This window comes from Chitinophaga sp. (assembly GCF_039596155.1).
Classification (GTDB): Bacteria; Bacteroidota; Bacteroidia; order Chitinophagales; family Chitinophagaceae; genus Chitinophaga.
The window spans coordinates 13,781-37,483 of sequence record NZ_JBCNKF010000030.1 but is presented as its reverse complement, the minus strand read 5'-3'; the positions used below and the strand labels follow the sequence as shown (position 1 = coordinate 37,483).

General features: G+C 44.4%; 21 protein-coding genes. 8 read left to right on the top strand and 13 right to left on the bottom strand.

Annotated elements, in window-relative coordinates; all coding sequences use genetic code 11:
* Positions 1–7: 7 nt before the first annotated feature.
* The 8 genes from ABDW33_RS24430 to ABDW33_RS24395 form a co-directional block, all read right to left on the bottom strand.
* Complete coding sequence (locus ABDW33_RS24430; RefSeq protein WP_343692723.1) at positions 8–871, bottom strand: FkbM family methyltransferase; 864 nt, start codon at positions 869–871, stop codon at positions 8–10.
* The gene (locus tag ABDW33_RS24425) at positions 858–2,312 is read right to left on the bottom strand and encodes a hypothetical protein (RefSeq protein ID WP_343692722.1); all 1,455 of its coding nucleotides are present in this window, start codon (positions 2,310–2,312) and stop codon (positions 858–860) included. Before ABDW33_RS24425 ends, ABDW33_RS24430 begins: the two co-directional genes overlap by 14 nt.
* A 19-nt stretch (positions 2,313–2,331) precedes the next feature.
* Positions 2,332–3,240, bottom strand: a complete 909-nt coding sequence (locus ABDW33_RS24420) for a glycosyltransferase family 2 protein (RefSeq protein WP_343692721.1) — start codon at positions 3,238–3,240, stop codon at positions 2,332–2,334.
* A 19-nt stretch (positions 3,241–3,259) separates the two neighbouring features.
* Entirely contained in the window at positions 3,260–4,597 is a 1,338-nt protein-coding gene (locus tag ABDW33_RS24415; RefSeq protein WP_343692720.1) for a flippase, read from the bottom strand.
* Positions 4,590–6,950: a polysaccharide biosynthesis tyrosine autokinase gene (locus tag ABDW33_RS24410; protein ID WP_343692719.1), complete on the bottom strand. Its 2,361-nt coding sequence runs from the start codon at positions 6,948–6,950 to the stop codon at positions 4,590–4,592. Before ABDW33_RS24410 ends, ABDW33_RS24415 begins: the two co-directional genes overlap by 8 nt.
* A gap of 11 nt (positions 6,951–6,961) precedes the next feature.
* Positions 6,962–7,732, bottom strand: coding sequence for a polysaccharide biosynthesis/export family protein (locus ABDW33_RS24405; protein WP_343692718.1), 771 nt, complete (start codon positions 7,730–7,732; stop codon positions 6,962–6,964).
* Between the two features lie 41 nt (positions 7,733–7,773).
* On the bottom strand, positions 7,774–8,997 hold the full coding sequence (locus tag ABDW33_RS24400) for an acyltransferase (RefSeq protein WP_343692717.1): 1,224 nt from the start codon (positions 8,995–8,997) through the stop codon (positions 7,774–7,776).
* Between the two features lie 294 nt (positions 8,998–9,291).
* Positions 9,292–9,930 carry a methyltransferase domain-containing protein gene (locus tag ABDW33_RS24395; protein WP_343692716.1) on the bottom strand — a complete coding sequence of 213 codons (639 nt, stop codon included), beginning with the start codon at positions 9,928–9,930 and terminating at the stop codon, positions 9,292–9,294.
* Between the two features lie 304 nt (positions 9,931–10,234).
* On the opposite strand from ABDW33_RS24395, the gene ABDW33_RS24390 reads away from it, so the two are divergent.
* Positions 10,235–12,478: a hypothetical protein gene (locus ABDW33_RS24390; RefSeq protein ID WP_343692715.1), complete on the top strand. Its 2,244-nt coding sequence runs from the start codon at positions 10,235–10,237 to the stop codon at positions 12,476–12,478.
* A 61-nt stretch (positions 12,479–12,539) separates the two neighbouring features.
* Here ABDW33_RS24390 and ABDW33_RS24385 read toward each other — a convergent pair whose 3' ends face one another.
* Positions 12,540–12,890, bottom strand: a complete 351-nt coding sequence (locus ABDW33_RS24385) for a DUF6799 domain-containing protein (RefSeq protein WP_343692714.1) — start codon at positions 12,888–12,890, stop codon at positions 12,540–12,542.
* Positions 12,891–13,073: 183 nt separating this feature from the next.
* Here ABDW33_RS24385 and ABDW33_RS24380 point away from each other — a divergent pair, with 183 nt between their 5' ends.
* Positions 13,074–14,489, top strand: coding sequence for an RtcB family protein (locus ABDW33_RS24380; protein ID WP_343692713.1), 1,416 nt, complete (start codon positions 13,074–13,076; stop codon positions 14,487–14,489).
* Between the two features lie 85 nt (positions 14,490–14,574).
* Here ABDW33_RS24380 and ABDW33_RS24375 read toward each other — a convergent pair whose 3' ends face one another.
* Positions 14,575–15,528, bottom strand: coding sequence for a hypothetical protein (locus tag ABDW33_RS24375; protein WP_343692712.1), 954 nt, complete (start codon positions 15,526–15,528; stop codon positions 14,575–14,577).
* A 407-nt stretch (positions 15,529–15,935) separates the two neighbouring features.
* Between ABDW33_RS24375 and ABDW33_RS24370 the strand changes: the two genes are divergently transcribed.
* From ABDW33_RS24370 to ABDW33_RS24345, 6 genes are all read left to right on the top strand, one after another.
* Positions 15,936–16,313 carry a response regulator gene (locus ABDW33_RS24370; protein WP_343692711.1) on the top strand — a complete coding sequence of 126 codons (378 nt, stop codon included), beginning with the start codon at positions 15,936–15,938 and terminating at the stop codon, positions 16,311–16,313.
* A gap of 7 nt (positions 16,314–16,320) precedes the next feature.
* The gene (locus ABDW33_RS24365) at positions 16,321–16,632 is read left to right on the top strand and encodes a hypothetical protein (protein ID WP_343692710.1); all 312 of its coding nucleotides are present in this window, start codon (positions 16,321–16,323) and stop codon (positions 16,630–16,632) included.
* 183 nt (positions 16,633–16,815) lie between these two features.
* The gene (gene galA / locus ABDW33_RS24360) at positions 16,816–19,227 is read left to right on the top strand and encodes a beta-galactosidase GalA (protein ID WP_343692709.1); all 2,412 of its coding nucleotides are present in this window, start codon (positions 16,816–16,818) and stop codon (positions 19,225–19,227) included.
* A 32-nt stretch (positions 19,228–19,259) separates the two neighbouring features.
* Positions 19,260–19,886 (top strand): hypothetical protein, encoded by a 627-nt coding sequence (locus ABDW33_RS24355; protein ID WP_343692708.1) that lies wholly within the window; start codon positions 19,260–19,262, stop codon positions 19,884–19,886.
* A 254-nt stretch (positions 19,887–20,140) separates the two neighbouring features.
* Positions 20,141–20,674: a YceI family protein gene (locus ABDW33_RS24350; RefSeq protein WP_343692707.1), complete on the top strand. Its 534-nt coding sequence runs from the start codon at positions 20,141–20,143 to the stop codon at positions 20,672–20,674.
* Between the two features lie 139 nt (positions 20,675–20,813).
* Positions 20,814–21,392 (top strand): hypothetical protein, encoded by a 579-nt coding sequence (locus ABDW33_RS24345; protein ID WP_343692706.1) that lies wholly within the window; start codon positions 20,814–20,816, stop codon positions 21,390–21,392.
* A 94-nt stretch (positions 21,393–21,486) separates the two neighbouring features.
* Here ABDW33_RS24345 and ABDW33_RS24340 read toward each other — a convergent pair whose 3' ends face one another.
* The 3 genes from ABDW33_RS24340 to ABDW33_RS24330 all read right to left on the bottom strand — a co-directional run bounded on the left by ABDW33_RS24340 (position 21,487) and on the right by ABDW33_RS24330 (position 23,574).
* A complete protein-coding gene (locus ABDW33_RS24340) occupies positions 21,487–22,413 on the bottom strand; it encodes a helix-turn-helix domain-containing protein (RefSeq protein WP_343692705.1) in 927 nt (308 codons plus the stop codon).
* A gap of 114 nt (positions 22,414–22,527) precedes the next feature.
* Positions 22,528–22,743: a hypothetical protein gene (locus ABDW33_RS24335; protein ID WP_343692704.1), complete on the bottom strand. Its 216-nt coding sequence runs from the start codon at positions 22,741–22,743 to the stop codon at positions 22,528–22,530.
* Positions 22,744–22,761: 18 nt separating this feature from the next.
* Positions 22,762–23,574, bottom strand: a complete 813-nt coding sequence (locus ABDW33_RS24330; protein WP_343692703.1) for a hypothetical protein — start codon at positions 23,572–23,574, stop codon at positions 22,762–22,764.
* Positions 23,575–23,703: the final 129 nt, after the last annotated feature.

Here is a 23,703-nt window from a genome sequence, read left to right as displayed (position 1 = left end):
GTAATAGTTAAATCCACATATGTAACATGATCGGGTTGCCAGACAGATAGTCGATACCCTTGATCCGGTAGTTGTATTCCGGTACGACTCCTTTGATCATCTCAATCAGTTTCCGATAATCCTGTCCCTTGTGATAGGTAGTAATGGCAATCTTCGGTTTACTGATCCGGATGGTTTCCAGTGCGCCCCGGATCATATTTTCCTCAAATCCTTCTATGTCCGCTTTCAGGTAATTGATGCGGATACCTTTGTCAGCAAAGAGACTGTCGATCGTAACAATATTGATCTTTTCAGCATGACCATTGCTGTTTGTTTCCTGTATAGATGCATCAATGATAGTGTCTGCAGAGGATGTACCGATAAATGCTTCCTTACAGCTATCACCGGCCGCATATGGCAGGATAGTGACCTTTTGTTTGTTCTGGAATAACCGGCCCAGCGAATCGATGAAGACTGACAGTGGTTCCATGGCGTAGATATGACTGGCAGTATGCTGATGACGGAATGAGAAGAAACCTTCTGCGCTACCGCAGTCTACAATGATGTCGCCAGGGGCTACCGCCGTTTCCGGTATTTCATAATAATGCCAGTGTTGCGGCCTGGACTCCGCCAGTACCATTGCCAGGCTATAGTAGGGTGCTGACCTGGGATAGAGGAACAGCTCATCATAGCCATTGATGCGATAGTAACTATACTTATCATCGCTACGTACCAGGGAGGCATTTTCTGCAGCTACCTTGTACATAGATGGAGAAAACATGTGGAACATCATTTCACTCCACGATGTCCGCTGGCGTGCCTTATTGAGATAATACCACAAAATGCCAAACCGCTTGCGGTAGCCCCATATTATTTTGTTAATAACCTGCATATGATTCTTTTAATTTGACAGCTACCGGTTCCGGTTCATTTACAGCGACAGATTCAGATGTGCTGAGCAGCGCCGTGATCACCAGCAGCAGATCGATCTGACTGAAGAATAAACAGACCCATGCATATCCCAGGTAACTCCCCTGAAAGGAGGTAATACCCGGTTGTGCCTGTGTGAATACTGAAAAGATGATAATGAGTGCGATAAGACCAAATTCAGCTGCCAGATAAAACCAGCGCATGTTCAGGTTGTGCGAACCATTCCCTGCCACATGGTCGTCGTAGTTGAGCTGCCCGTAGAAATATTCAGAAGGGATGAATGTACTGTTGCCCGGCCCATATCCGGTGATCAACAGGTAAGGTTCATGCCGCAGAAAGTCTACAACCGGCAACTCCATATCCCTTTGCAAAGGCATGCCCCAAACCACGTTGTCCTTTTGATAAATGTCGTAGTTATCATACCTGTTTACAGAACGTTTGAAAATAATGTCATATACCGGGTCTCCCTGGTTCTTCATATACAATTTGAAGAAGTATTCCTTACTGGCGGAGATAATGGCAAAAAGGCCTATTACAATGCCAAGTGTGGCCAATACTTTAATCCTTACAGATTGGATCCTGCCTATCATGAGAAAAATGATACCACCCGCCAGCAAATTGATATAGAAGGTTTGTGAAATAGTGAGCACGCCAAACAGGAAGCTCAGAAAGGCATACACATACTGCCTGTCCTTCAGGAACAGCGGGATGCATAATGAAAGGAAGGCACTATAGATTTTAGGTTCCGAAAAGGAGGCCTGCAGGCGCATACTAAACAGGGAGCCTGACTGCTCCAGCATATACCTGCGCTGTAAACCCAGTATTTCCCCGGCTTCAATACTCTTTAATCCCAGCTGTGAAATGATCTGTAGCAGGCATAGCACCATAGATACTTTCGCGATCTTTTTCATCAGGGCATAAAAACGATCCAGCGACATCTCATTTTTCTCCTGCAATATTTTGTTGCCCAGCGCAAACAGGGGCAGGTATGTTTTAAAATAGAAATAGAATGGACGTGTATAAAACGACATCATTTTACCGGGCGGATAATAGAACGGGTTCTTAAACAGCTGTATGACAAAGAACACGGCCAGACTTGACAGCAGGGGTAATACGAGCAGCAGCAGGTACCGTCGTCTGATACGTAACTTACCGGTAAACAGCATATGAAATTGTTCCAGCATAAAGACCATGCTGATAAAGAACGTGGCCGTCAGCGTAGGGCCTATCAAAATCATGTTGTACGCTTCTGTAGCAAATGCATACAGGATCGTTTCCAGTGCACTGATCCGACCCTTGTAGTAGTTATAGAGCAATCCTCCTGCAAATAGTACCGGCACTGATTCTCTGAAGTATTCGATAAACCGGTTCTGACTCGTCAGGTATTCCGTAATAATATCCATACAAAACTGGTTGACTGGTTTACGATAAAAGCTGGTAAAGTTTGCTGAGGATAGGATTCGTTTTTACGATCTTCTTCAGCTTCTTTACCAATACCGAACTATTGTACAATGTGTCTGCGGTGAACTGATCGGCAGTTGTATCGCAGGACAGGACTGATGGATGGGTAATAGCAGGCAGTGTGCCATAGCGTATCTTTCTGAACCAGGGAGGTGTCTGGTGGGTATGGGTGGCATCTTTTCCGTAGCCAATATTTCTGACCAGGCTACAATTGGGGGTGATACACGCCCCGTGGTTGAACCATACACTGAAGAACCATTGGATGTCCCATGTATCTACTTCTTTATTGTAAATACGTTGCAATTCATCCCGGAGCATATTATTGAGTCCTTCCCGGGAGCGATCTGCATATTTGTTCATCGTAAAGTCATATTGTTCCCAGGCCCTTCTCCAACTGGCCCATCCCCATATATGTGCATAGCGCGACATATAGTAGGAGCCGTCGCCCCTTGTGTGTTCCATCTGGAAATTGCTGCCGTTGATATGATAGATATTGTCGTCGTCTTTAAAGCGATCCAGCATACTGGCACAGAATGAAAAAAAGGTTGGATCAGGCACGCAGTCATCTTCCAGTATAATACCGTCTTCTTCCTGGTAAAAGAACCAGTTGATGGCGCTGCTCACAGCTTTGCCACAGCCCAGGTTTTCATCCCTGAGCAATGTGCGTACATCACATGGCCAGTCAATTGCTTCGAGTACTGCTTTCCTGGTTTCTTCACACAGTTCCTTTTCCCCGGATTTGTGTGCTCTCGGGCCATCAGCTGCAATGTATAGCCTGGAAGGCTGTTGTGCTCTGATAGTATCAAATACGATCATCGCCTGAAGGGGGCGGTTAAACACCAGGAATAATATTGGTTTGTCAAAGCTCATTTGTAAGTAAGGTTATTTGTCAGCGTTTGCCAGCCTGATAAGCTATTTTACCAATGTATGTTTTCAGTTCAGCAAGTACTTCCCTGCTATCAGTGAAAGCCTGGATCGGGTTCGGCATTCTACTCACCAGTGTAATTCCTCTTTTGTTCCTGTCCAGTATCAGCAGCGCGGTCAGTACTACTATCTGCGATATGACAATGGCGATGGCTGATCCGACGCCTGCATATACCGGTATCAGCACGATATTGAGTGCAATGTTCACAATCACACCCATGAATGTGGCATACATATTCGTTTTGTAATTTCCTTCCACTACCTGGTATTGAGTAATCACCACAGATACAAACACGGGTACGTTCGCCCATATATGAATAGACAGGATCAGGGCCGAAGCCGGGTACTGTGCTCCATACAGTTTGTAAATGATGGCTTTTGCTGCAAACGACATGAAGACTGCGATGCCTGTGCTGAACCAGAAACTAAGCCGGATCAGCTTCTCCAGCGAGTGCCAGTAGTCTTCGATATCTGTTTTACGTTTGTTGATCAATCCCGGAAGTATAGCGGTAGCGATCACCACCGGAATGGTATAATACAATTCAGAGATCCTGCTGGCAGCTGCATACTCACCCAGTTTGGCAGAGCCAACGATCGTATCCAGCAATAACTGGTCAGTCTTCATGTATATCAGGACCAGCACAGCGGTCAATAACAGGGGCCAGCCTTTGGCAAAGAGCAGGGCGGCTTCTTTCATGTCAAAGAAGTTCGTCATCCCGATTTTATTATGCCGCAGGTAGCGTGCAAGAATGATGGAATAGGTAAGAAAAAGTTCCCAGAAGCTAAGTTGTACAAATGTTCCCAGCGGGGCACCCAGGTGAATGGCATACAGTTTTATGCCACAGAAGAGTACGAAAACGCCCGCTTTGGGAATGATGGTCATCTGAACATTGTTCTGCGACTGGTAAAAGTAGTCAAAGACATCGCCCGCCTGCAGGATGATATTCATCCCTGTAAACAGGGTGCAATAGAGGTATGGCTGTTGATTACCTTTCAGCAGCCATACCATTCCCATACATGTCAGAAAGCAGCATACACCTGCTATGAGCCGCATAGCCAGGGCGGTGGATACGATCTGATAACGTTTGTCAGGGTTGTAAACCATCTCTTTTACAGCTAGTTTATCCAGTCCCAGTATAGCAATACCACCCGCTATCGCGGTGATGGCAATTGCATAATTCCAGATGCCGAAATCCTTCGGACCGATGTGCCGGGCAATCTGTGCCATCGTCACCACACCGATCAGTAATCTGGCTACCTTGTCCAGCATTAACCAGCTGCTATTTTTAAATACTTTATGCAAACCGTTGTCTCATTTGTCTTATCAATAATTTGAACCAGTTCGGCCTCATCTTATTCTCAGCGTAGGAGTATTGATAGTAATACTGGTAAGTATGTACTGTATTCTGTGCAATGCCATTGAAGATGACACCTGTCTTTTTGAAATAACCATCTTTCAGGATGTCGAGCACACTGGCCATTTTGCCCTTTAACGTATACTTGTATCTCGCTACAAAGAGGGTGCAGTCTACGTATTGTGCCAGGCTCTTGGCATCCGCCACTACCCCTATTGGTGCGGTATCGATAACGATGTAATCAAACTTCTCTTTGAGTGAACTGATCAGGGAGGCCATGCGCTTACTTTCGATCATCTCAATAGGATTCGGTGGAATCGGGCCGGCACTTACGATGCTCAGGTTTTCGACACCCGGTACTTTTTTGATAATCTCTTCCGGTGTTTTACTGTCGATGATATAGTTGGTAACGCCTGTCTGGTGATCCAGGCCGAAGAACTTCGAGAGTTTTGGTTTACGAAGGTCCAGTTCAAGCAACACTACTTTTTTGTTATTGGCGGTAAGTGCTCTACCCAGGTGAGCGGTGATGAAGGTTTTACCTTCACCGGAAATACTGGAGGTGATCTGGATAATGTTTGGAATGTTCGGATCCGTCATCAGGAAGCGCAGGTTGGTCCTGAGACTGAAAATTTGTTCCTGTAATACAGAGCGGTGTTGCATAAGATCTTCCGGATTTTCCTTGAATTCGAAAATTTCAGCAATGACCGGGGCAGGGGTAAACTGCTCAATGTCTTTCTTACTGAGTACCTTATTGTTCAGGAAATATTTTGCATATACATAACCTGTAGTGAGCAGCAGACCTGCAGCGATGAACGAAACAAACACCATTGTTTTTTTGGGTGTAATGGGCCTGGTAGGAATGAAAGCAGGTGCAATCACTTTATTGTCAGTTACATTACTGGCATATGATACCGCCGCTTCTTCTTTCTTCTTCAGCAGGTGCAGGTAGAGGTTTTCTTTTACCGTTTGCTGCCGTTTAATGTTGATGTATTCACGTTCGTAAGCTGGAATATTAGCGATTTTGGCGTTGATCTGGTTCACTTTGTCCTGCATTTTATGCTGGGCCACGCCTGCATTCCTTTTATATCCGGAAATGTATTCCCTGATAGTGTTCTTTGCATCACTGATTTGTTTATCCAGGTTTTGCACGATAATACTGGAAGGCTGTAAAGAAAGGGAGAGCCTGTTCTTTTCTTTCAGCAGTTCTTCATACCTGTTGATCATAGCAGTGAGTGTCTGGTCAACATTGCCCATAAGTGGCGCAAAGGGATAGTCCGCTCCCGGGTTGTTGATGTAGTCGTCTACCTGGTCGAAAACAGAGAGTTGCATATTGGCTTCGTTCAGTTTCAGGTCGGCGTCTTTTACCTGATCCAGCGCGAGTTTCGCACTACCTTCAATGTCAGTGATACCACGGGTCACTTTAAATCTTTCTTCTTCTTTTTCCAGGAAGCCCAATTCATCTTTCAGGGAGTCAATTCTTCCATTCAGAAATTGGATGGTTTTGAGTGCGACCCTGTTTTTGTCGTCCAAAGTATATTCATTGTAGGTGTCCATCAGGGAATTCAGGAATGCGGCTGCCCTGGTAGGAATCGGATCTTCATTGGTCACCACGATTACAGTAGCATCTTTATTGACAAGCGCCGTATTGATATCATCAATTTTTTCGTAAGCAAATTGCTCAATGGAATCTATTTTAATTCTGTAGGTACTACCAGCTCCCGGCAGCTCCTGCGGGTTGAAATTGATGGTCATGATTTCTTTGCCGAGCGAAAACGGTACACCGGGTTTGGCATAGAACACAGAATCCGGCTCGTTTTTCCGCACGTTGGTAATTTTCATGGAAGCTTGTGCCACCGCCACATCCAGGGTGTAATTGCCCGTTTTGGAACTGTCGCTGACAAAGTGCAGCTTCAGGGGAAGCACGTCGTATAGTTCCTGTGTACGGATGTTACCTTTATGGAAATAGCGGATATTAAACTGGTTTTCACGTACTACTTTCTCTACCAGGATGGGTGACTTGATCAACTCCATTTCATTCTCAATATTCTTACCGCTGTTGAAAATGGAGAGAGACTTCATGATATCTGATTCCTCACCGTTACCTTTCTTTTCATCTTTCAGGTATAGTTTGGAACTCGACATATAGTTAGGCCTGGCATATCGGAGGTAGATAAATGCGCCAGCCACGGAGACTGCCGCAATGAACAGGTAAAGTGGCCAGTGATAGAATACCTTTTTGAAAAGGTCCGTCAGGTCGATGGCCATTGCATTATTATTGGTTATATCTTTATTCTGGTTCATTAGATGATGGATCATTTATTAACTGTAACAATAATTAACGTGGTGATGAGTGAAAACGCGCTGATGACGGCTGGTAACAAGGCGACGAACTTCGAGGTGCCAAATGTTTTATTAGGACCGGGCTTTACATAAATCACATCATTATTACTTAGATAGTAGTAGGGAGAGGACAGCAGTTTACTATCGTTCAGGTTGAGTGATACGTATTGTTTTTCTCCGTTCACTTCTCTGATCAGCATGACATCATCCCTTATAGCCGAGGTATTGAGGTCACCTGCCATACTCAATGCATCGAGAACAGAAATTCTTTCAGCAGGTACTTTGAATGATCCGGGGCGGGCTACATCGCCCAATACCGACACCCGGAAATTAGAGATGCGCGTGGATACGTAGGCATTCCGGACACTTTTTTCCAGCTCCTGTGCCACAAGGGTATTAATTTCAGAAGTTGTTTTATCTTTCACTAATACATTGCCCACCATGGGAAGGGAGATGTACCCTGCACTGTCAACGAGATAACCGGGTTCCATACCCATTCCTCCTGTACCGGGCGCTGCCCCCGCAGTGGTTTGTGGATTAAAAATGAGAGACACATCTTTGTCCAGCGTAGTGATGGTAATTTGTATAACATCACCTGGTTGTACTCTTAACTGTTTGTATTGATTCGTATTGTTTGCCCCGCTTGCTTTCACAACGTCATTGAAATAGGTGATCTTTTTGGTATTGACACAACTTGCTAAAACAGAGATTAAGAATAACAGTGTAATGGATTTAATCTTCATAGATCTTTGATTATAGTTCGGCATTTATAAGTATTGGAAATTCAGATTGCAGGATTTGGGACAGCCTGTGTTTTGGCTGATTTGCCGAGCATTTTCTTCCTGATGAACTCCTGTATGGGATATTCAAAGGAATAATGCAGGCCGATACTTAATATCAGCAGAACGAAAAAGAAACCAATGAAGACAAAAGGAGAGTGAAAGAAGGATCTGCTTATGCCGAATACATTGGTAATAACAACAGCGGCTACCATGAGTGGGTAGTGGAGCAGGTAGATACTGTAGCTGGAATGACCGAGTACGATCGCCCATTTTGCTTTCAGACTACCGAAGCGCGTTTCCAGGAGCGCAAGGGTAAGGATGCTGAGCGGGGAAGTGAATAGCCTGAAAAAGGAGTTTCTGCCAAGGTTAAATACCTTTTCCATCTGGTCCGCTTTCCCGGGTAGGTATTTAGCAGTGAGTGCCATAAATTCATACCTGATAAAAGAAAGGTAGAATTCACTGATGCTTACTATCCACAAGAGGGCCGTGACAGCAAATATGACATTGCAAATGGTGTTGAAACGAGGGTGATTGGCAATCCAATGGTACAGGTAATAGATAAGACCGCCTATAAAAAAGGAAAAGATACCTTGTCCTATCATAGGATGAACGACCTGGATCGCAATGCCGGCAAACACGATGGCAAACAAAACAACTTTGTTGCGGTGCAGACGCATAATAGCCACGATAAAGAACAGGATATACAGGAAGGATTCGACAGATACGGACCAGGCTGGCGCGTTAAAGCCACTCTGCGCCGGTGTCGGATCAAAGCACCAGCTTTGGATCAGCAACAGGTTCAGTAAAAAGTGCTTTCCGTCATTATTTACGCTGGCGAAGGAGTGACCTGTCTGGCTGATGAAGATGTACTGTAGTATGCCAATTAATAACAAAGTGAAAAGGTGAACAGGATAAATACGGGTAAACCGCAGTGTGAAAAATTTTCTGACTGATATCCTTCTTTCGGCAATCTTATCTGCGTACAGCCAAAAGAAAACAAACCCGGACAGGAGGAAGAACATATCTACCACAAAGGCGGCATGCGTATAAAACAGACCCAGGTAATTGAAAAAGGGCATAGACCTTTCAGTCGCAGCAGTAGGCATTACGAGATCGTTCTGGAAATAGAAAAACTTCCAATGGATGGTAACAACAATGAGGGAACCGATTCCTCTGAACGCATCAAGGCCAAAGAAATACTTTAGATCGGAATTTTTGGAGTGCATTGAATGTTATTTTGGAGATAAAATACCCCTGTGCTGTAATTAGCATTACAACCTATTAGGAGTTACAATAGCAAAGTGACTATTGATTATAACATTCTCAGACAGCTGCAAATTAAAGTAAAAATATCAATCCGGAAAATTGAGGATAAAAAAATAGTAGGGGAAAATCAGACTGGTTAGACACTTTAAAAAAAATATGAATAAAGGGATTTTTTAATTGTAAAGACGGGTATAATTTAAAGGGTTATATAAAAATAGGAGGTTGCTATCGATAGCAACCTCCTGAAACCGGAACTATTTTTTTGCTTCGAGTGCAACAGCGTTGTTGAACCGCCCTTCACTTTCCACAAGTTTAAACATGTCGTCTTCACTATCATTAAATGTGGCAGGGCGTACATACGAGAAGCCTGCGCGATACAATTCGTTAGACAGTGAAAGTGTGTCCCACATAAACAAGTGGTCACTATTGCCATATGTATTTTGCAATAGTCCTTTGATTCCCCTGCGACGATGTGTTTTACCCAGCCTGGTTTTTTGCAGGAACTTTGCATTTGCTTCCTGGTCATGATTGGTGAGGTCTTCCACATATTCGCGGGCAGCTTTTTCGAGATCAGGTACCACACAGCGAAAAATGCCGCCGGGTTTTAAGATCTTGTAAGTATTGCGTACAGCGATCAGAAAATCTTCGTAAGTAAGGTGTTCAAGAACGTGGGAGCAATAGACACCATCCGCAGAGTTTTCAGAGATACCGGGCAACCCTCTGATAATGTCACCTTGTAGCACATTGTCCGGGAAGGCGATGTGCATGCGTTGCTTGAGAAGACTGCCGATAAGGGGGAGTTGCTGTAAACGGAGTGTAGGGGATGCATCAAAGTTCTTCCATCCCTGGGGCGATGACATACCACAGCCATACTGTACATATAATTTACTCATGATTAGATGGGTTTAAGAAGAGAGGAATTTCCAGGCTATTGTGTCTTAATACGGTTATACAGCAATATAATGAAAAAAAACTGATTGTGAAATACACCGGATCCGACCCCTCCATTCAAAATATTATATATAATAAATAAAATTATTTATTACCTTCGGCTAAATTCTTTCAACCTGCGCAGAAAAACTGCGCACATGTAGTGACATCTTTGTATCGTTAGATATTTGGTCCTGGTCAATTGTAACTTACTTCCACTCGAAAGCAGTTACAAAATTCCGGACCTTTCTTTTTAATACAATATGAATGGAACAGCTAAAAGCATTGTTGAAAATAGCCTTACGCCAACAGGCCCTATATATACCCAAATTAAAACGTCCTTTTACACACACACCTGTAGATGAAGCAGTCATTTCCTTTGTCGCAGAATTAGTCAATCTTGGATACCAGGTATCAGAAGAGCTGATGTATGCTGTCAGGAAACTGAACGTTGACGACAGGGAACTGGCGCTTGACTATATCAGTGAAGCGAAAGGGCTTGAGAAAGGTTGGACACCATTGATCAGGGATTGGCAAACGCCGGTAAACGTAAAAACAGAAGATTATATAATGACTTTCTTTGCCAGCTTCTTTAAGAATGGCGATGCTGTCACTTTACCATGTGGTCACTATATACCTGAAGGAACATTCCCGCTGGAGCGCTATAATGGTTGTCCTTACTGCGCGCAGCCATTCCGGTTCGAAAAACTCACATTAAAGAACCAGGGGAGTAAAAGAACTGTCTTACAGTGCTGGACACTGGAGGATGTGCACAGCTATTATCGTAACCTGCTGCTGTCCGCAACACCGCTCGATGCCACACAAGCCGACAGCCTGAAAACCCTCATGTCACTCTTCCCTTTACCGGATGTAAAACCAGCTATGAAAGAAACTTTGATGCTGGTAATTGATATCCTGCTGGAAAGAGGTGATAAAGAAAAAGCAGGGCAGCTGCTGACTTCTCCTAACGAAATATTACGGTACTTATGGTATAAACATACCGGCTTTGCACAAATCTTCGCGCCAAAGACGATCATTCAGCGCCGTGGTAAAAACTACCAACACGTGAGACAGGGATCGTCTGCCGCAGCCGTTGAACGTATTTATACCAAAGCATCGCTGGCGCTGTATTATAGTCGTCAGACAGGTCGCATGGTGGCCGAATGGTTGAATGCTATGGAAGCACCGGTAGACAAGTTGTGCGAAGAGATGCATCCTAAAAGAGGTATGTGGGTAAGGTTTATCAGGGCCCTGCGTTTATCTGAATGCAGCCGGCGCCCGGGATTTGAAAAACTGCGTGAACTGCTGGATGTATTTTACAATGAACGATACGAAGTGTATAACGGCCAGGTGCAGCATTTCCGCCTGCGCAAAGATGCCGGTGCTACGCTGAAGTTATTGCAGCAAAGACCAGGTTTATTTGCCCGTTCCCTGTTTGCAAACATGCTGTGGTTCGGACACGAAATAGTATTGGATGCATTTGCGGAAACTATCAGTAAAGTGCCGGCAAGACTGGTGTTTACCCTGAATATGTATGCGGAAGATTATTTTAATAAGCAGCATTATCGTACCGTAAAACCACTGGGTGGCGTGGCGAAAATGATCGCGCCCAATAAGCTTTTACAGTTATTCAGCAATGAAGAACTGCAACAGATGAAGGAAGGTGTGCAGGAGCTGACCCTGAAACTGATAAAAAGCCGGTTTGCAGCAGTCGCTAATGCGAATAAAACCATTTACATTGATCCGATGTTATTCAAAATGCCTTTATCTATTGGCGACCGTAGTGATACCGTTCAGGATCTGCCAGTAGCACTGCAGGGCACACGTTTCCCTGTAGAAGGAGAGACCGTTCGCCTGTTCATGCAATGGGGGACAGGCTTGCCTGCACAACACCTGGATATGGATCTGAGTTGTATGATCACCTACGATGTATTGGTAGATCACTGTAGTTTCAGCAATATGTATCCCAAAGGGTGTAAACACAGCGGAGACGTCATTAATATACCTGATCAGGTGGGTACTGCCGAATACATTGATATCGATCTCGCTGTGCTTTCCAGAGAAGGCGCACGATATGTAACCTTTGTATGCAATGCTTACAGCAACGGCAGTATGTCTCCCAACATGGTAATCGGCTGGATGAATGCTGCCAATGAAATGAATGTTACCAGTGAAGGTGTTGCCTACGATCCATCTTGTGTGCAACACCAGGTACGGATTGGTAAAGGCCTGACAAAAGGATTGGTATTCGGTGTGCTGGAAATTGCAACCCGCGAGATCATCTGGCTGGAAATGCCTTTCCAGGGGCAGGTAGTAGGGCAAATGAATTTCAATATGGTGCAGACCCTGCTGCGTAAGCTGGACAGCAAGCTGAGCGTGGGAAATATGCTCCGGATGAAAGCGGCTGCACAACAGCTGGAAGAAGTTGCACACCCATCAATGGCAGATGAAGCCTATACTGCAGTATGGGCAAGAGATGCTGCCGCAGTTACACAGTTGTTCATCGACTAATCAATAAAAAAGAAAAAGGGCAGCGGTAGTGGCTGCCCTTTTCATTTAAACTATCATGGCATTATTTCATGCCATCGGATTTGGCCTTTTTCATTTTATCTTTCATCATTACTTTACCACTCATATCAATCATCTGTCCATCTTTCAGCATCCACGTTTTACCATCTTTGTTTTTAACAGTACCGTCTGCCATTACCATTGTACCATCGCTCATAGTCATAGTCTGCGTCATTTCTGATTTCTGCCCTCCTTTCATTACCCACATTTTCCCGCCTTTCATGGCTACACAATCTTTCATCTTATGCATGCCATTATGATGATGCATGGCTGAATCAGTAGTGGGGGCTTGTGCAAATGTAGCACTGGCTGTCATTAACAGCAGAGAGGCAGACAAAATAAGTAGCTTTTTCATTGTTGAATTTTTTGAGATTACAGGTTTAAATCACAGCTATCTCAGCTGTATGTGTATTAAGGTTTTCTATAGATAATATAACAGCTATAGTGCCAAAAAGTTTTTTTTAACTGCGCAATAAGCTTGCGCACATTGGTTTGAATATTTGTATCATCAATTCAATTATACTAAATTGATTCATGTATGAACAAGATTAACGGAGCTGATTTAATAGCAGCAGGTTTTAAACCCGGTAAAATATTAGGTGAAGCGCTCGCAGTAACAGTGGCGCAATTAAATGATATGGACCATGCAAGCCTTATTGCATTGATGGTTGACCTGCGATCAAAACCGGAAATGTATCTGGACCATCCGGTGCTGGAAGACCTGGCTACGAAAATGATAGAAGAAGCAAACGCACCCGTTGATACGACGATTCCACTGAATGATAAGGCTGCTGATTATAAGGTCTATGGCGAAGCCGCGATTGATCCGGGAGCCATCAGACAGATGGATTATGCAATGAGACTGCCTGTTACAGTTGGCGGTGCGTTAATGCCCGATGCTCACCAGGGGTACGGACTGCCAATTGGTGGTGTGCTAGCTGCCAGGAATGCCGTGATCCCTTATGGAGTAGGGGTAGATATCGGATGTAGAATGGCACTGTCCATTTATGATCTCCCATATTCAGTAATGGACGAAGGTAAACTGAAAAAGATACTTGTAGACGAAACGAGATTCGGTGCAGGAAATGGTTTCCAGGGGAAGGATCGTGCAGATCACGCTGTACTGGACAACGAGGCATTTAATATGACGCCTTTTGTGAAACAACTGAAAGATAAGGCATGGTCACAATTGGGTTCTTCCGGTGGTGGTAACCACTTCGTGGAATTTGGGGTGATTGAATTTGCGCAGAGAGACGAGGCTTTGAATATCAATGCGGGTAAATACCTGGCGCTGTTATCGCACTCCGGATCACGTGGTTTTGGTGCAACTATAGCCGGTTACTATACAAGACTGGCAAAAGACCTGTGCAAACTGCCCAAAGAGGCCGCAAACCTCGCATGGCTGGATATGAGTACGGCAGAAGGCCAGGAATACTGGATGGCGATGAATCTGGCCGGTGATTATGCCGCAGCATGTCACCAGGTCATACACCGTAAAGTAGCTGCATTAGTCGGTGGTCAGCTGATCGCAACTGTGGAGAACCACCATAACTTTGCATGGAAGGAGCAATTGAATGGTGAAGAGGTGATCGTGCATAGAAAGGGTGCTACGCCGGCGGGTAAAGGTGTGATGGGTATCATCCCCGGTTCTATGGCAGCACCTGGATTCCTGGTGCGTGGTAAAGGGCAGGAAGCGGCTATTAACTCTGCATCTCATGGTGCAGGTAGACAATTAAGCCGTACAAGAGCGGAAAAGGAGATTTCGAAAGTGGATATGGCCGCAGTGCTGGCCGCAAATAACGTGACATTGATAGGTGCCGGTCTGGATGAAGCGCCAATGGCGTATAAAGATATACATGCAGTGATGGCTGCACAGGCAACACTGGTAGATGTAGTGGCGAAGTTCTCTCCGAGAATTGTGAGAATGGCTGATGATGGAAGCAGAGAAGATTAAATAAGAAACGGGTCCGTATCTTACCTGATACGGACCCGTTTTATCTTATAAGACTATCAGACGGTTATTTATTTTTTTGAAATATTTAGCTGTTGAAGTTATTATAATCTCTTACCAGTGAGTCGTAATCGCTATCCAGTGACTCCAGGTCATAACTTTCGAAATGCCCTTTTTCAGCTGCATCCCGCATACGTTTTCTCGCATTCAGCAGCAACTTGTGAAAATCATCATAGAAAGTGTTAAAGCTATGATCTTCGTTTGCTTTCTTCGCGTTGTCAATGTTGATCTGCGCATGTTCAGCCTGTGCTTTTTCCAGCAAATCGTACTGGGCTTTTGCCTTTGCTTCAATGCCAGCATATTTTTCTTCGCTACCTAACAGGTCGATAAAAGAACGGACGCTGGCCATATCTTTTTTCATCGCGATGATGTAATCTTTCAGCGGACTATCTTTCAGGATGATTTGTTCACTTTCGTCGGCTACTACTTCCACCTTCCTGATAATGGCGCTTTTCAGGGTGTATAATTCAGCGATCTGGTTACGCAGGGTATCGATGATCAGGTATCCTTTTGCTCCCTTATCATCTTTGTAATCTTCTGCTGTGATGTACTCGTGCATACGATTGTTTGTCGCCTTCATCGTTTCAAACAGCCCCTTATACTTAGCAATGCTGTCCTTAAAGAATTGTTGGTCTTTTGAACTCAGTTCTTTTACAGGTTCATCAATTTTCACTTTCTGATTCCATTTCTGGAACTCAGGCGAAGAGAATGGCCTGTTGATTGTAATAAAACGGAATTTGTCATTTGGATGCTTTAAAGCTTCTTCCAGCTTAGTCGTATTATTAGCAACATCCTCCAAGTAGCTGTTATGTTTGTTCGACATATCAACGATCAGATTCGTATACTCAATAATGTGACTGGCTTTTTCAGCGGAGTTTTCGCTGTATTCAGTAGCACCAGGTTTCTTGCCGCTGGTATTGTTACAGGAAATGCTACCTACGAACATAGCAATGACAAGGGATGAACAGATGAATGTCCTCATTTACGGGTATTTTTGGTTAAACAATTTCAATAAAGTACTGGTAGTTAATGCGGTATATTGTCCTCTTTCACAAACAGTGATGCAAATATATATATAATATTTTATTGTCAGAAGGTTTGCGCGCTTTTAGAAATTTCCACCGGATGCCGGCCAGTAAATCATTTGCGGGGAATCCCCCGTTTTTTCAACTTTACACCTACAAAAAATGGCTATTTACCTCATTCCTTCACAGGGTATGGCTAAAATTGCCAAATTGCATAATATCCGTTACGGCCTGGGGATCAGGATTTTCGGCAATACAGTTATATAGCCAATTAATTATTACCAGCTGATCCTGGTCATGTATTGCAAGCGGAAGTATGTATTATATTTGCCCCCTGTCGGGTTATTTTAATGGAGCTGGTATAATGAAAGCAATAGCAATAGATGATGAAATAGCTGCACTTCAGGTGATCGAAACATATTGTAGTTACACAGATCTTATCAGCCTCGAGCAGGTTTTTACCAGTACGACAGCTGCAATGAAGTATCTGGAGGAGCATGTGATAGATGTATTGTTTATAGCTATCAGCATGCCACAAGTATCAGGATTGGATTTTTATAAATCATTGCCCCGCAAAATGATTGTTGTGTTTACGACAGCCTGCAGCGAATATGCGATCGAAGGATTCAATGTCCGGGCAGCAGATTTTCTCTTAAAACCATTTCAGTATGACCGTTTCCTGCAGGCTGTAGACAAGTCAGCCATGCAGTTAGCGATATTGCAGCAAACAGGGATACTTTAGTTTTTTTATGAACATGAACTTAACGAAGGAATTATTCTTCCTTCTGCCGGTTATAGCTATCGTCGCGTCGATAGTGTTATATAAATCAAGAAAGAAAAGGAGCACTTTTATCGTTTCGGACACACAGGCGCCGGCACCTCAGGTGATTCAAAAGAGTACCTCCTCAACCGGTATTTTATTGGAATACAAACATCATAGCCGTTTGCCGGCACCCGAACAATCATCCGCCGGTACCCTTTACAAGATAGAAGAAATGTACCAGCATGACTTTGAACAATGGGAATCTCCGTTTATCAGGGTGCCCTTCAGCAAGAACTGATTTTGTCCTCACACTACGATAATAATATGGTTTTTCGTGCAGGCGCAACTCGTCGATATTAACGAATTGTGACCTGATTTTAACCGCATTTTCTTCCTGTTTCTTTTATGATATAAATTGTCTTTTTTACAATTATTAATTCCTATATTGCTTACCTCTACCCATGTAAGGAAAGTCAACATTATGAATAAAAAAGACCTGCTGCTCCTATTGGCAGCATTCATCATTGGCGGTACAGCCGCTGCGCAGTCACCACTACGCAGGCATCTCAATTTTGATTCAAACTGGAAATTTTCTCTCGGCCACGCCGGCAATGCTGAAAGGGATTTCAACTACGGTGTAGAAACTTCCTTTTCAAAATCAGGATATGCAGCCAACACCTGTATCGATCCTGAATTCAATGATAACTCCTGGCAGAACATTCAGCTCCCGCACGACTGGGTCGTTTCCCTGCCATTTCAATATACCAAAAAAGGTGACCTCGAAGCACACGGTTATAAACCTGTCGGTGGCCTCTATCCGGAAAACAGCATTGGCTGGTATCGCAAAACCTTTGATGTAGCCAGAGCCGATTCCGGCAATCGCTTCGTTATCCAGCTCGATGGCGTATACCGCGATAGCAAAGTATGGGTAAATGGCTACTATATAGGCGGTAACTTCAGTGGTTATACCGGCACCTCCTACGATATCACGGATGTCTTACGTTTTGATAAACCAAATGTACTCGTGGTTCGCGCTGACGCTACGCAAAACGAAGGCTGGTTCTACGAAGGGGCTGGTATCTATCGTCACGTGTGGCTCAATATTTTCAACAACCTGCATATTGCTACTGATGGTGGGGTATTCGTTCACACTGCTCAAAAAGGGAAAGACGCTGCGGTCACTATCGAAACAACCGTAAAGAATGATAACATTGCTCCGGCAAATGCAACCGTATACACAGTCATCACCAGCAGGGAAGGCAAGGTCCTGGCGCAAAGTAAACCACAGCCATTACCCCTCGCCACCTATGAAAGCAAAAAGCTCTCACAGGTACTCACTTTATCTCAGCCAGAACTTTGGTCACTGGAAAACCCTTACCTCTATCGGGCGGTTGCCATTGTGCAATCAAATGGTAAAACCATCGATAGCGTAAAGGTACGTTTTGGTGTACGCACTATCGTAATGGACAAAGACAAGGGTTTCTTCCTCAATGGTAAAAACATCAAAGTGCAAGGTGTATGCTGCCACCAGGACCATGCTGGCGTAGGTGTTGCATTACCTGACTATGTACAATACTACAGGATCGCCCTCCTCAAAGAAATGGGTACCAATGCCTATCGTACCAGCCATAACCCACCTACTCCAGAGTTGCTGGATGCCTGCGATAGTCTGGGTATGATCGTCATGGACGAAACCAGGTTGCTGAACAGCGGTGCCGAATACGAAGCGCAATTGCGCCAGCTGATAATCAGAGACAGAAATCATCCAAGCATCTTCATCTGGTCCATTGGGAACGAAGAATTCCATACACAGCGCACAAACATCGGCACACGCATCGCACAGCACAACCTGATCGTACAGCAGGAATTGGATCCGTCCCGCACCAGCACTTATGCTGCGAATATGCCAAATGTTTACCAGGGCGTAAACCAGGTCATTCCGGTACGCGGTTTCAACTATAACCTCGGTGGTGCCGATGGCTATCACAAAGATCATCCGGAACAACCCGTGATCGGAACAGAAGTAGCCAGTACCGTAACCACCCGTGGCATTTATATAAAGGATACAATCAATGCCTATGTGCCGGACTATGACAGTACCTACCCTTCATGGGCCTCTACTGCTGAGATGTGGTGGAAAATGGCAGCTGCACGTCCCTGGTTCATGGGCGGCTTCGCCTGGACAGGTTTCGACTATCGGGGTGAACCTACGCCATACAGCTGGCCAAATATCAACTCTCACTTCGGTATTATGGATATGTGTGGCTTCCCCAAAAATGTTTACTACTACTATCAATCCTGGTGGACTGACAAAGATGTACTAAACATTGCACCTCACTGGAACTGGCCGGGGAAAGAAGGGCAACCCATCCTGGTATGGATCAATACCAATGCAGACAATGTAGAACTCTTCCTGAATGGCAAAAGCCTGGGGAAAAAAGATATGCCGGTAAATGGACACCTCCGCTGGACGGTGAACTATGAACCCGGTACCCTCGAAGCGGTAGCTTATAAGAAAGGAAAAAAGATCACCAGCAAGGTAGAAACCACCGGCGCTCCCACCCGGATTGTATTAACCCCCTCTAAGACAACTTTGCAGGCAGATGGAGAAGATGCTGTAGTCGTTAATGTGAGTGCAGTGGATGATAAGGGCAGAACAGTGCCCGTAGCCGGCGATATGATCCACTTCTCACTGGATGGTCATGCAGAAATTATTGGTGTAGGTAATGGCGATCCAAGCAGCCATGAGCCTGACCAATGCTTACCAGGTGCATGGCAGCGCAGCCTCTTTAACGGACATGCTCAGTTGATCATCAAAGCAGGAAACAAACCCGGAGCAGTGGTGCTAAAAGCTACAGGAAATGGATTGGAGCCAGCTACTGTTACGTTTTAATCTGTAATTTTTAAACCCTCAAATTCTACAAAATGGAAAGAAAACCCCGGTTGCTAGTAGCAATCAGCCTCGTTATGCTCCTAATGGCTGCCTGTAAGAAATCAGCAGACCTACCCGATATTAAATCAGATACCGTTGCCAGCAGCAGTAGCGCCGCTGCTGTCACTGGCAACGTGACTTACACCCTGGTAAGATCCAGTAATCCTACATCTACAGAGCAGGCAGCATACACCCTCATTACGGCCGCTATGGATAGCGCCGTGTGGTACATGAATCATTATACCACGTTCACAAAGGCCCTGACAGTGACCTATGTGCCTTCTGTAGCTACCGCCGATGGTAATATCAATGGAAGTATTCGTTTTGGTTCAAATACCTATTATATGAACCTGGCCACGGCACTGCATGAAATTGCACATACCGTGGGTGTCGGTACTTCCAGCGCATGGTGGAATACCCTCATCGTAAACGGCATTTACACAGGTACCAATGCAACTCAAATACTGCGTACAATTACCGGTGACTCAACGGCGGTTATACATGGAGACAGCCAGCACTTCTGGCCATATGGTTTTAACTATCCTTCAGAAGTGGCTTCTGTATATGATTATATGTATCATTGCCAGATACTGGAGGGAATGAAGATGGATGGTTTATAAAAAAAAAGCCATGACGCAGAGGCGAAACGGCTATTACTTAAACCTACAACTGTTAAAACTGCAATTTTCATTGCGCAGCAAAGGTAGAAGGTAATAGCGCATTCTGCGCGACCAATAAATCGGAATACATGACCAATTTTTCCTGCCTCGCCGGCTACAGGGAAAATTGGTCTTTTTTTATGCCTTTTTGGAATTGATGCGATGTCCCAGGCTTCCTACTTTTGTATGGAATTAATGACAAATCGCGCAAGTATATGAATCAACAGAATTGGATCATCGACCCTGATCATTCAGGCGTCCAGTTTAAAATCAAGCACCTCGTCATATCGAATGTAACCGGTGCCTTCAACAATTTCAATGGTGGTGCTACTTTCTCCGACCCGCACCACATAGACAATGCAGAGGTACATTTCTCACTGGATGTACATAGCATAGATACCAATCAGGAACAGAGAGACGCACACTTAAAGTCCGCCGACTTCTTCGACGCAGCACACTTTCCACAAATTACTTTTCAATCCGCTTACTTCAGGAAAATGAAGGGAGACAAATACAACCTGGCAGGTACCCTGACCATGAAAGGGATTAGTCGCCCTATTGAGCTCGAAGCAGAATATGGTGGCGTGGCTGTTGATATGCACGGTAAGAAGAAAATGGGTTTTGAAGTGAGAGGAAATATCAGCAGGTGGGAATTTGGCCTGACATATAATGCAGTGCTGGAAGCAGGCGGATTACTGCTGGGAGAGGATGTGCAACTGGAAGCTAATATACAGCTGGTAGAAGCGTGATCAGTGAATTCATCAATTGATGGAATGCATAATAAAGACGCCGGATTTATAGAAAGCAATTCAAATCTATAGATCCTCCAAATAGGAAGAATTTAAGATTGATACAATAAATATTAGACAAAGATTAAAACGAAAGAAGATGAAAAAGAGAGTAATGAAAGGACTTGTAACATTAGGTTTATTTTTAACAGTAGCAGTAGGTGTTAAGGCACAGAGCAAGGATGAGAAGGTTACAACAGACAGACCCGCATTTCTATTAAGCGTAGGCCCCGAAGCCGGTATCCCGGTAGGTAATCTCAAAGATCATTACAACTGGACCCTCGGTGGGTCTGTACAGGCAGATTATGCGTTGGTACAACGTACACTGTACGTTAACCTGAATGCAGGTTATACCAACATATTTGCCGACAATACCCCCGGCCTCGATGATCTGCAGTTAATCCCGGTAAAATTAGGTTTGAAGTATTACCCGTTCAGCAATAACAATGTATACGTACAGGGACAGGCGGGTGTGAGCTTCATCACCAATAGTACCGGTTTGTACAACGATAAGTCAGCTGCTTTCGTGTACACCCCGCAGATAGGTTACCTGATCCCGCTGGGTAAGGGAAATTACCTGGATGCAGCCGTGAAATTTGATGGCAACTCCAAATTTGTCGACGGTGGTACTTCCAATAATGTAATAGGTGTCAGAGTAGCATACGCATTTAAGCTTTAGTTTGTATGAGGGTTTATGGTTAAGTTAAAATAGTCGTCCGTAGCATGTCGGGCGACTATTTCATTTAAGTAATATGCTATTTTAAAGACCCTTTTTATGGTGTTGATACCTTCTTATAAGCAGACGGATTCTCATCTGCAAACTTCTTAAAGAACCTGCTGAAGTGAGAGCTGGTATCAAAGTTCAGCTGATCAGAAATTTCCTTTACACTCAGCGATGAAGTAGTGAGCAATAACCTCGCTTCCAGAAATACCCGCGCATGAATAATATGCAATGCATTCTTCCCTGTCTCCTGTTTAACTACTTCACTCAAATGCTTGGCAGATACATGTAACAGATCTGCATACTCCTGTACCGTTCTTTTAGTAAGAAAATGTTCTTCTACAAGATCCCTGAAGTTCATAAACAACGTATACTGCCTGGTCAGTTGATAATGCGTACGGCGATCGACACATTTTTCAAAAGTCCTGTTCACCTCGAAAAGTAATTCAACCAGTTGTAACCTGATCAACTGAAGAAAGAAGGGATGCTCTTCCTTATACTCGCGGTCTATTTTCTCATACAGGGTTTTGATCTTTTGAAAGTTTTGGTCTGAAAGACTATAGATAGGAGGGCATTCGGGGTGAAGATCCATTAACGGGTCGAGCACACTTTGCTTGATGAAGATATCTGCTATAAATTCTTTTTTAAACATGACCATGTACAACAACAGGTCCTCGGAAGCATTTTCGAAAGAGTTGATATAGCGTGGCGAGACAATATGCAGCGACTGCGGTGTCACCTGAAAAGTGAAGGGGCCTACCGTTTTGGTACAGTTACCCCTGATACAAAGGATCAGAGCGTAATGGTCTGTTTTAATAGGGGCTCCGTTTTTTACACTGCCTTCATTACTCAGTATAGCGAAGTTGTCAGGGTGCAGGAGCTCATCATATTTATCCATTCCAAAACTTTGCGCGACCTTTTTGTCCAGAGACAGGTAATATTTTATGGTAGATGGTATGTCCAGTATTGGCGTATTCATAATTAAGGGAGTAAAATTACGCTAAATCTTCTAATGGATTTCCCGGTTATTTACCATAAACTGCAACGCTTTTGCCTCAGGCAAAAGCGTTGCAGTTTATATAGCAGCGTTTGATTATTGGGATAGCTTCTCTTTCAAAAGGACCAGTCTGTCATAAAAACCTTCAAAAACTGGTACGCCCTGTCTCAATTTAATAATCTGCAGATGGCTATGTACAAAAGCCTTTACATCGGTAATAACGGTGCTATGGAACAACTCTATAGAATCTGGTAAGGACGCTGTTTTATAGAACTCTTCCAGCTCCTGAATCTCTTTGTCGGCATATTTCATGGCGCAAAGATGGCGATTTTATTTTTTTCCCGGCACTGATAACCTGAATGTCGCCCATGTGGCATCCTCAGGTACCTGGGCCTCCCCACGGCCACCCCCCATACCACCGCGACCTCCACCCAGGCCGATGCCCATACCCATTCCCATACCGCCACCCATGCTGCCCATGCCCATTCCACCACCAAAGGACACCCTGGGGGCGCCACCACCGCGGCGCTGCCCCTGTCCCTCGCCCGGCACACCTCGCTTACCGGGCAACTGGTTGACAACAATCCCCACACTGAAATTCTTTTTGAGGGCTTTTTCCGACAGCCCGTTGGCCAATACCCTGCTTAATGGTACCGCCACCTCATACACCAGGGCCCCACTGTCCGACATTGGGTTCAGGCCAATGGTGATGCCGGCCATCTTATCCGTCAGCTTATGCTGCCCGTTATCCATGTTCAGAAACCCATCTGTATTATAAACGGTAGGCACATTGATGCCATCCATATTCCTTTCAGGGTATACCAGGGCCATTTTTTTCTTCTGTTTACCCTTAGGATCGAAATAAACTGTCATCCCCGCCTTCATGATCCGGTGTCTCATTGCAGGATCTGCCGTCATGATACAGACGTAAATATTCCGGTTGTCGTTGGTGATGTCGTAAGACAGTGTATATTGACTGTTGGTGTAGCGCAATGGCATGGACCATTCAGCCGCACTGCCGTCAGGTATAACAGTAACAACAGGGCTGGAAGCAGGTGGCTCCTGTGGAGCTATATTCCTGGTACAACTAGTGCCCATTGCCAGCATCAGGGAGCAGTAGCCGATAGCATGTGAAAATTTCATATTACTTTAGATCCGTTTTTCATCTTTTAGGTTTAATAACCCCTACATATTACGTAAGTAATTGATAATTAAGTGTTAAAAAATATTTTTCATACCAGGCAACCTTTACATGACAGGTTCCGTATTATA

Bases quoted from the DNA above. Each gene is read 5' to 3' on its own strand.
- ABDW33_RS24355 (WP_343692708.1), top strand. From the start codon at position 19,260: ATGGAAAGAAAACCCCGGTTGCTAGTAGCAATCAGCCTCGTTATGCTC.
- ABDW33_RS24370 (WP_343692711.1), top strand. From the start codon at position 15,936: ATGAAAGCAATAGCAATAGATGATGAAATAGCTGCACTTCAGGTGATC.
- ABDW33_RS24410 (WP_343692719.1), bottom strand. From the start codon at position 6,950: ATGAACCAGAATAAAGATATAACCAATAATAATGCAATGGCCATCGAC.
- ABDW33_RS24385 (WP_343692714.1), bottom strand. From the start codon at position 12,890: ATGAAAAAGCTACTTATTTTGTCTGCCTCTCTGCTGTTAATGACAGCC.
- ABDW33_RS24365 (WP_343692710.1), top strand. From the start codon at position 16,321: ATGAACATGAACTTAACGAAGGAATTATTCTTCCTTCTGCCGGTTATA.
- ABDW33_RS24390 (WP_343692715.1), top strand. From the start codon at position 10,235: ATGGAACAGCTAAAAGCATTGTTGAAAATAGCCTTACGCCAACAGGCC.
- ABDW33_RS24405 (WP_343692718.1), bottom strand. From the start codon at position 7,732: ATGAAGATTAAATCCATTACACTGTTATTCTTAATCTCTGTTTTAGCA.
- ABDW33_RS24430 (WP_343692723.1), bottom strand. From the start codon at position 871: ATGCAGGTTATTAACAAAATAATATGGGGCTACCGCAAGCGGTTTGGC.
- ABDW33_RS24400 (WP_343692717.1), bottom strand. From the start codon at position 8,997: ATGCACTCCAAAAATTCCGATCTAAAGTATTTCTTTGGCCTTGATGCG.
- ABDW33_RS24420 (WP_343692721.1), bottom strand. From the start codon at position 3,240: ATGAGCTTTGACAAACCAATATTATTCCTGGTGTTTAACCGCCCCCTT.
- ABDW33_RS24330 (WP_343692703.1), bottom strand. From the start codon at position 23,574: ATGAAATTTTCACATGCTATCGGCTACTGCTCCCTGATGCTGGCAATG.
- ABDW33_RS24335 (WP_343692704.1), bottom strand. From the start codon at position 22,743: ATGAAATATGCCGACAAAGAGATTCAGGAGCTGGAAGAGTTCTATAAA.
- ABDW33_RS24340 (WP_343692705.1), bottom strand. From the start codon at position 22,413: ATGAATACGCCAATACTGGACATACCATCTACCATAAAATATTACCTG.
- galA (WP_343692709.1), top strand. From the start codon at position 16,816: ATGAATAAAAAAGACCTGCTGCTCCTATTGGCAGCATTCATCATTGGC.
- ABDW33_RS24375 (WP_343692712.1), bottom strand. From the start codon at position 15,528: ATGAGGACATTCATCTGTTCATCCCTTGTCATTGCTATGTTCGTAGGT.
- ABDW33_RS24350 (WP_343692707.1), top strand. From the start codon at position 20,141: ATGAATCAACAGAATTGGATCATCGACCCTGATCATTCAGGCGTCCAG.
- ABDW33_RS24345 (WP_343692706.1), top strand. From the start codon at position 20,814: ATGAAAAAGAGAGTAATGAAAGGACTTGTAACATTAGGTTTATTTTTA.
- ABDW33_RS24395 (WP_343692716.1), bottom strand. From the start codon at position 9,930: ATGAGTAAATTATATGTACAGTATGGCTGTGGTATGTCATCGCCCCAG.
- ABDW33_RS24380 (WP_343692713.1), top strand. From the start codon at position 13,074: ATGAACAAGATTAACGGAGCTGATTTAATAGCAGCAGGTTTTAAACCC.
- ABDW33_RS24425 (WP_343692722.1), bottom strand. From the start codon at position 2,312: ATGGATATTATTACGGAATACCTGACGAGTCAGAACCGGTTTATCGAA.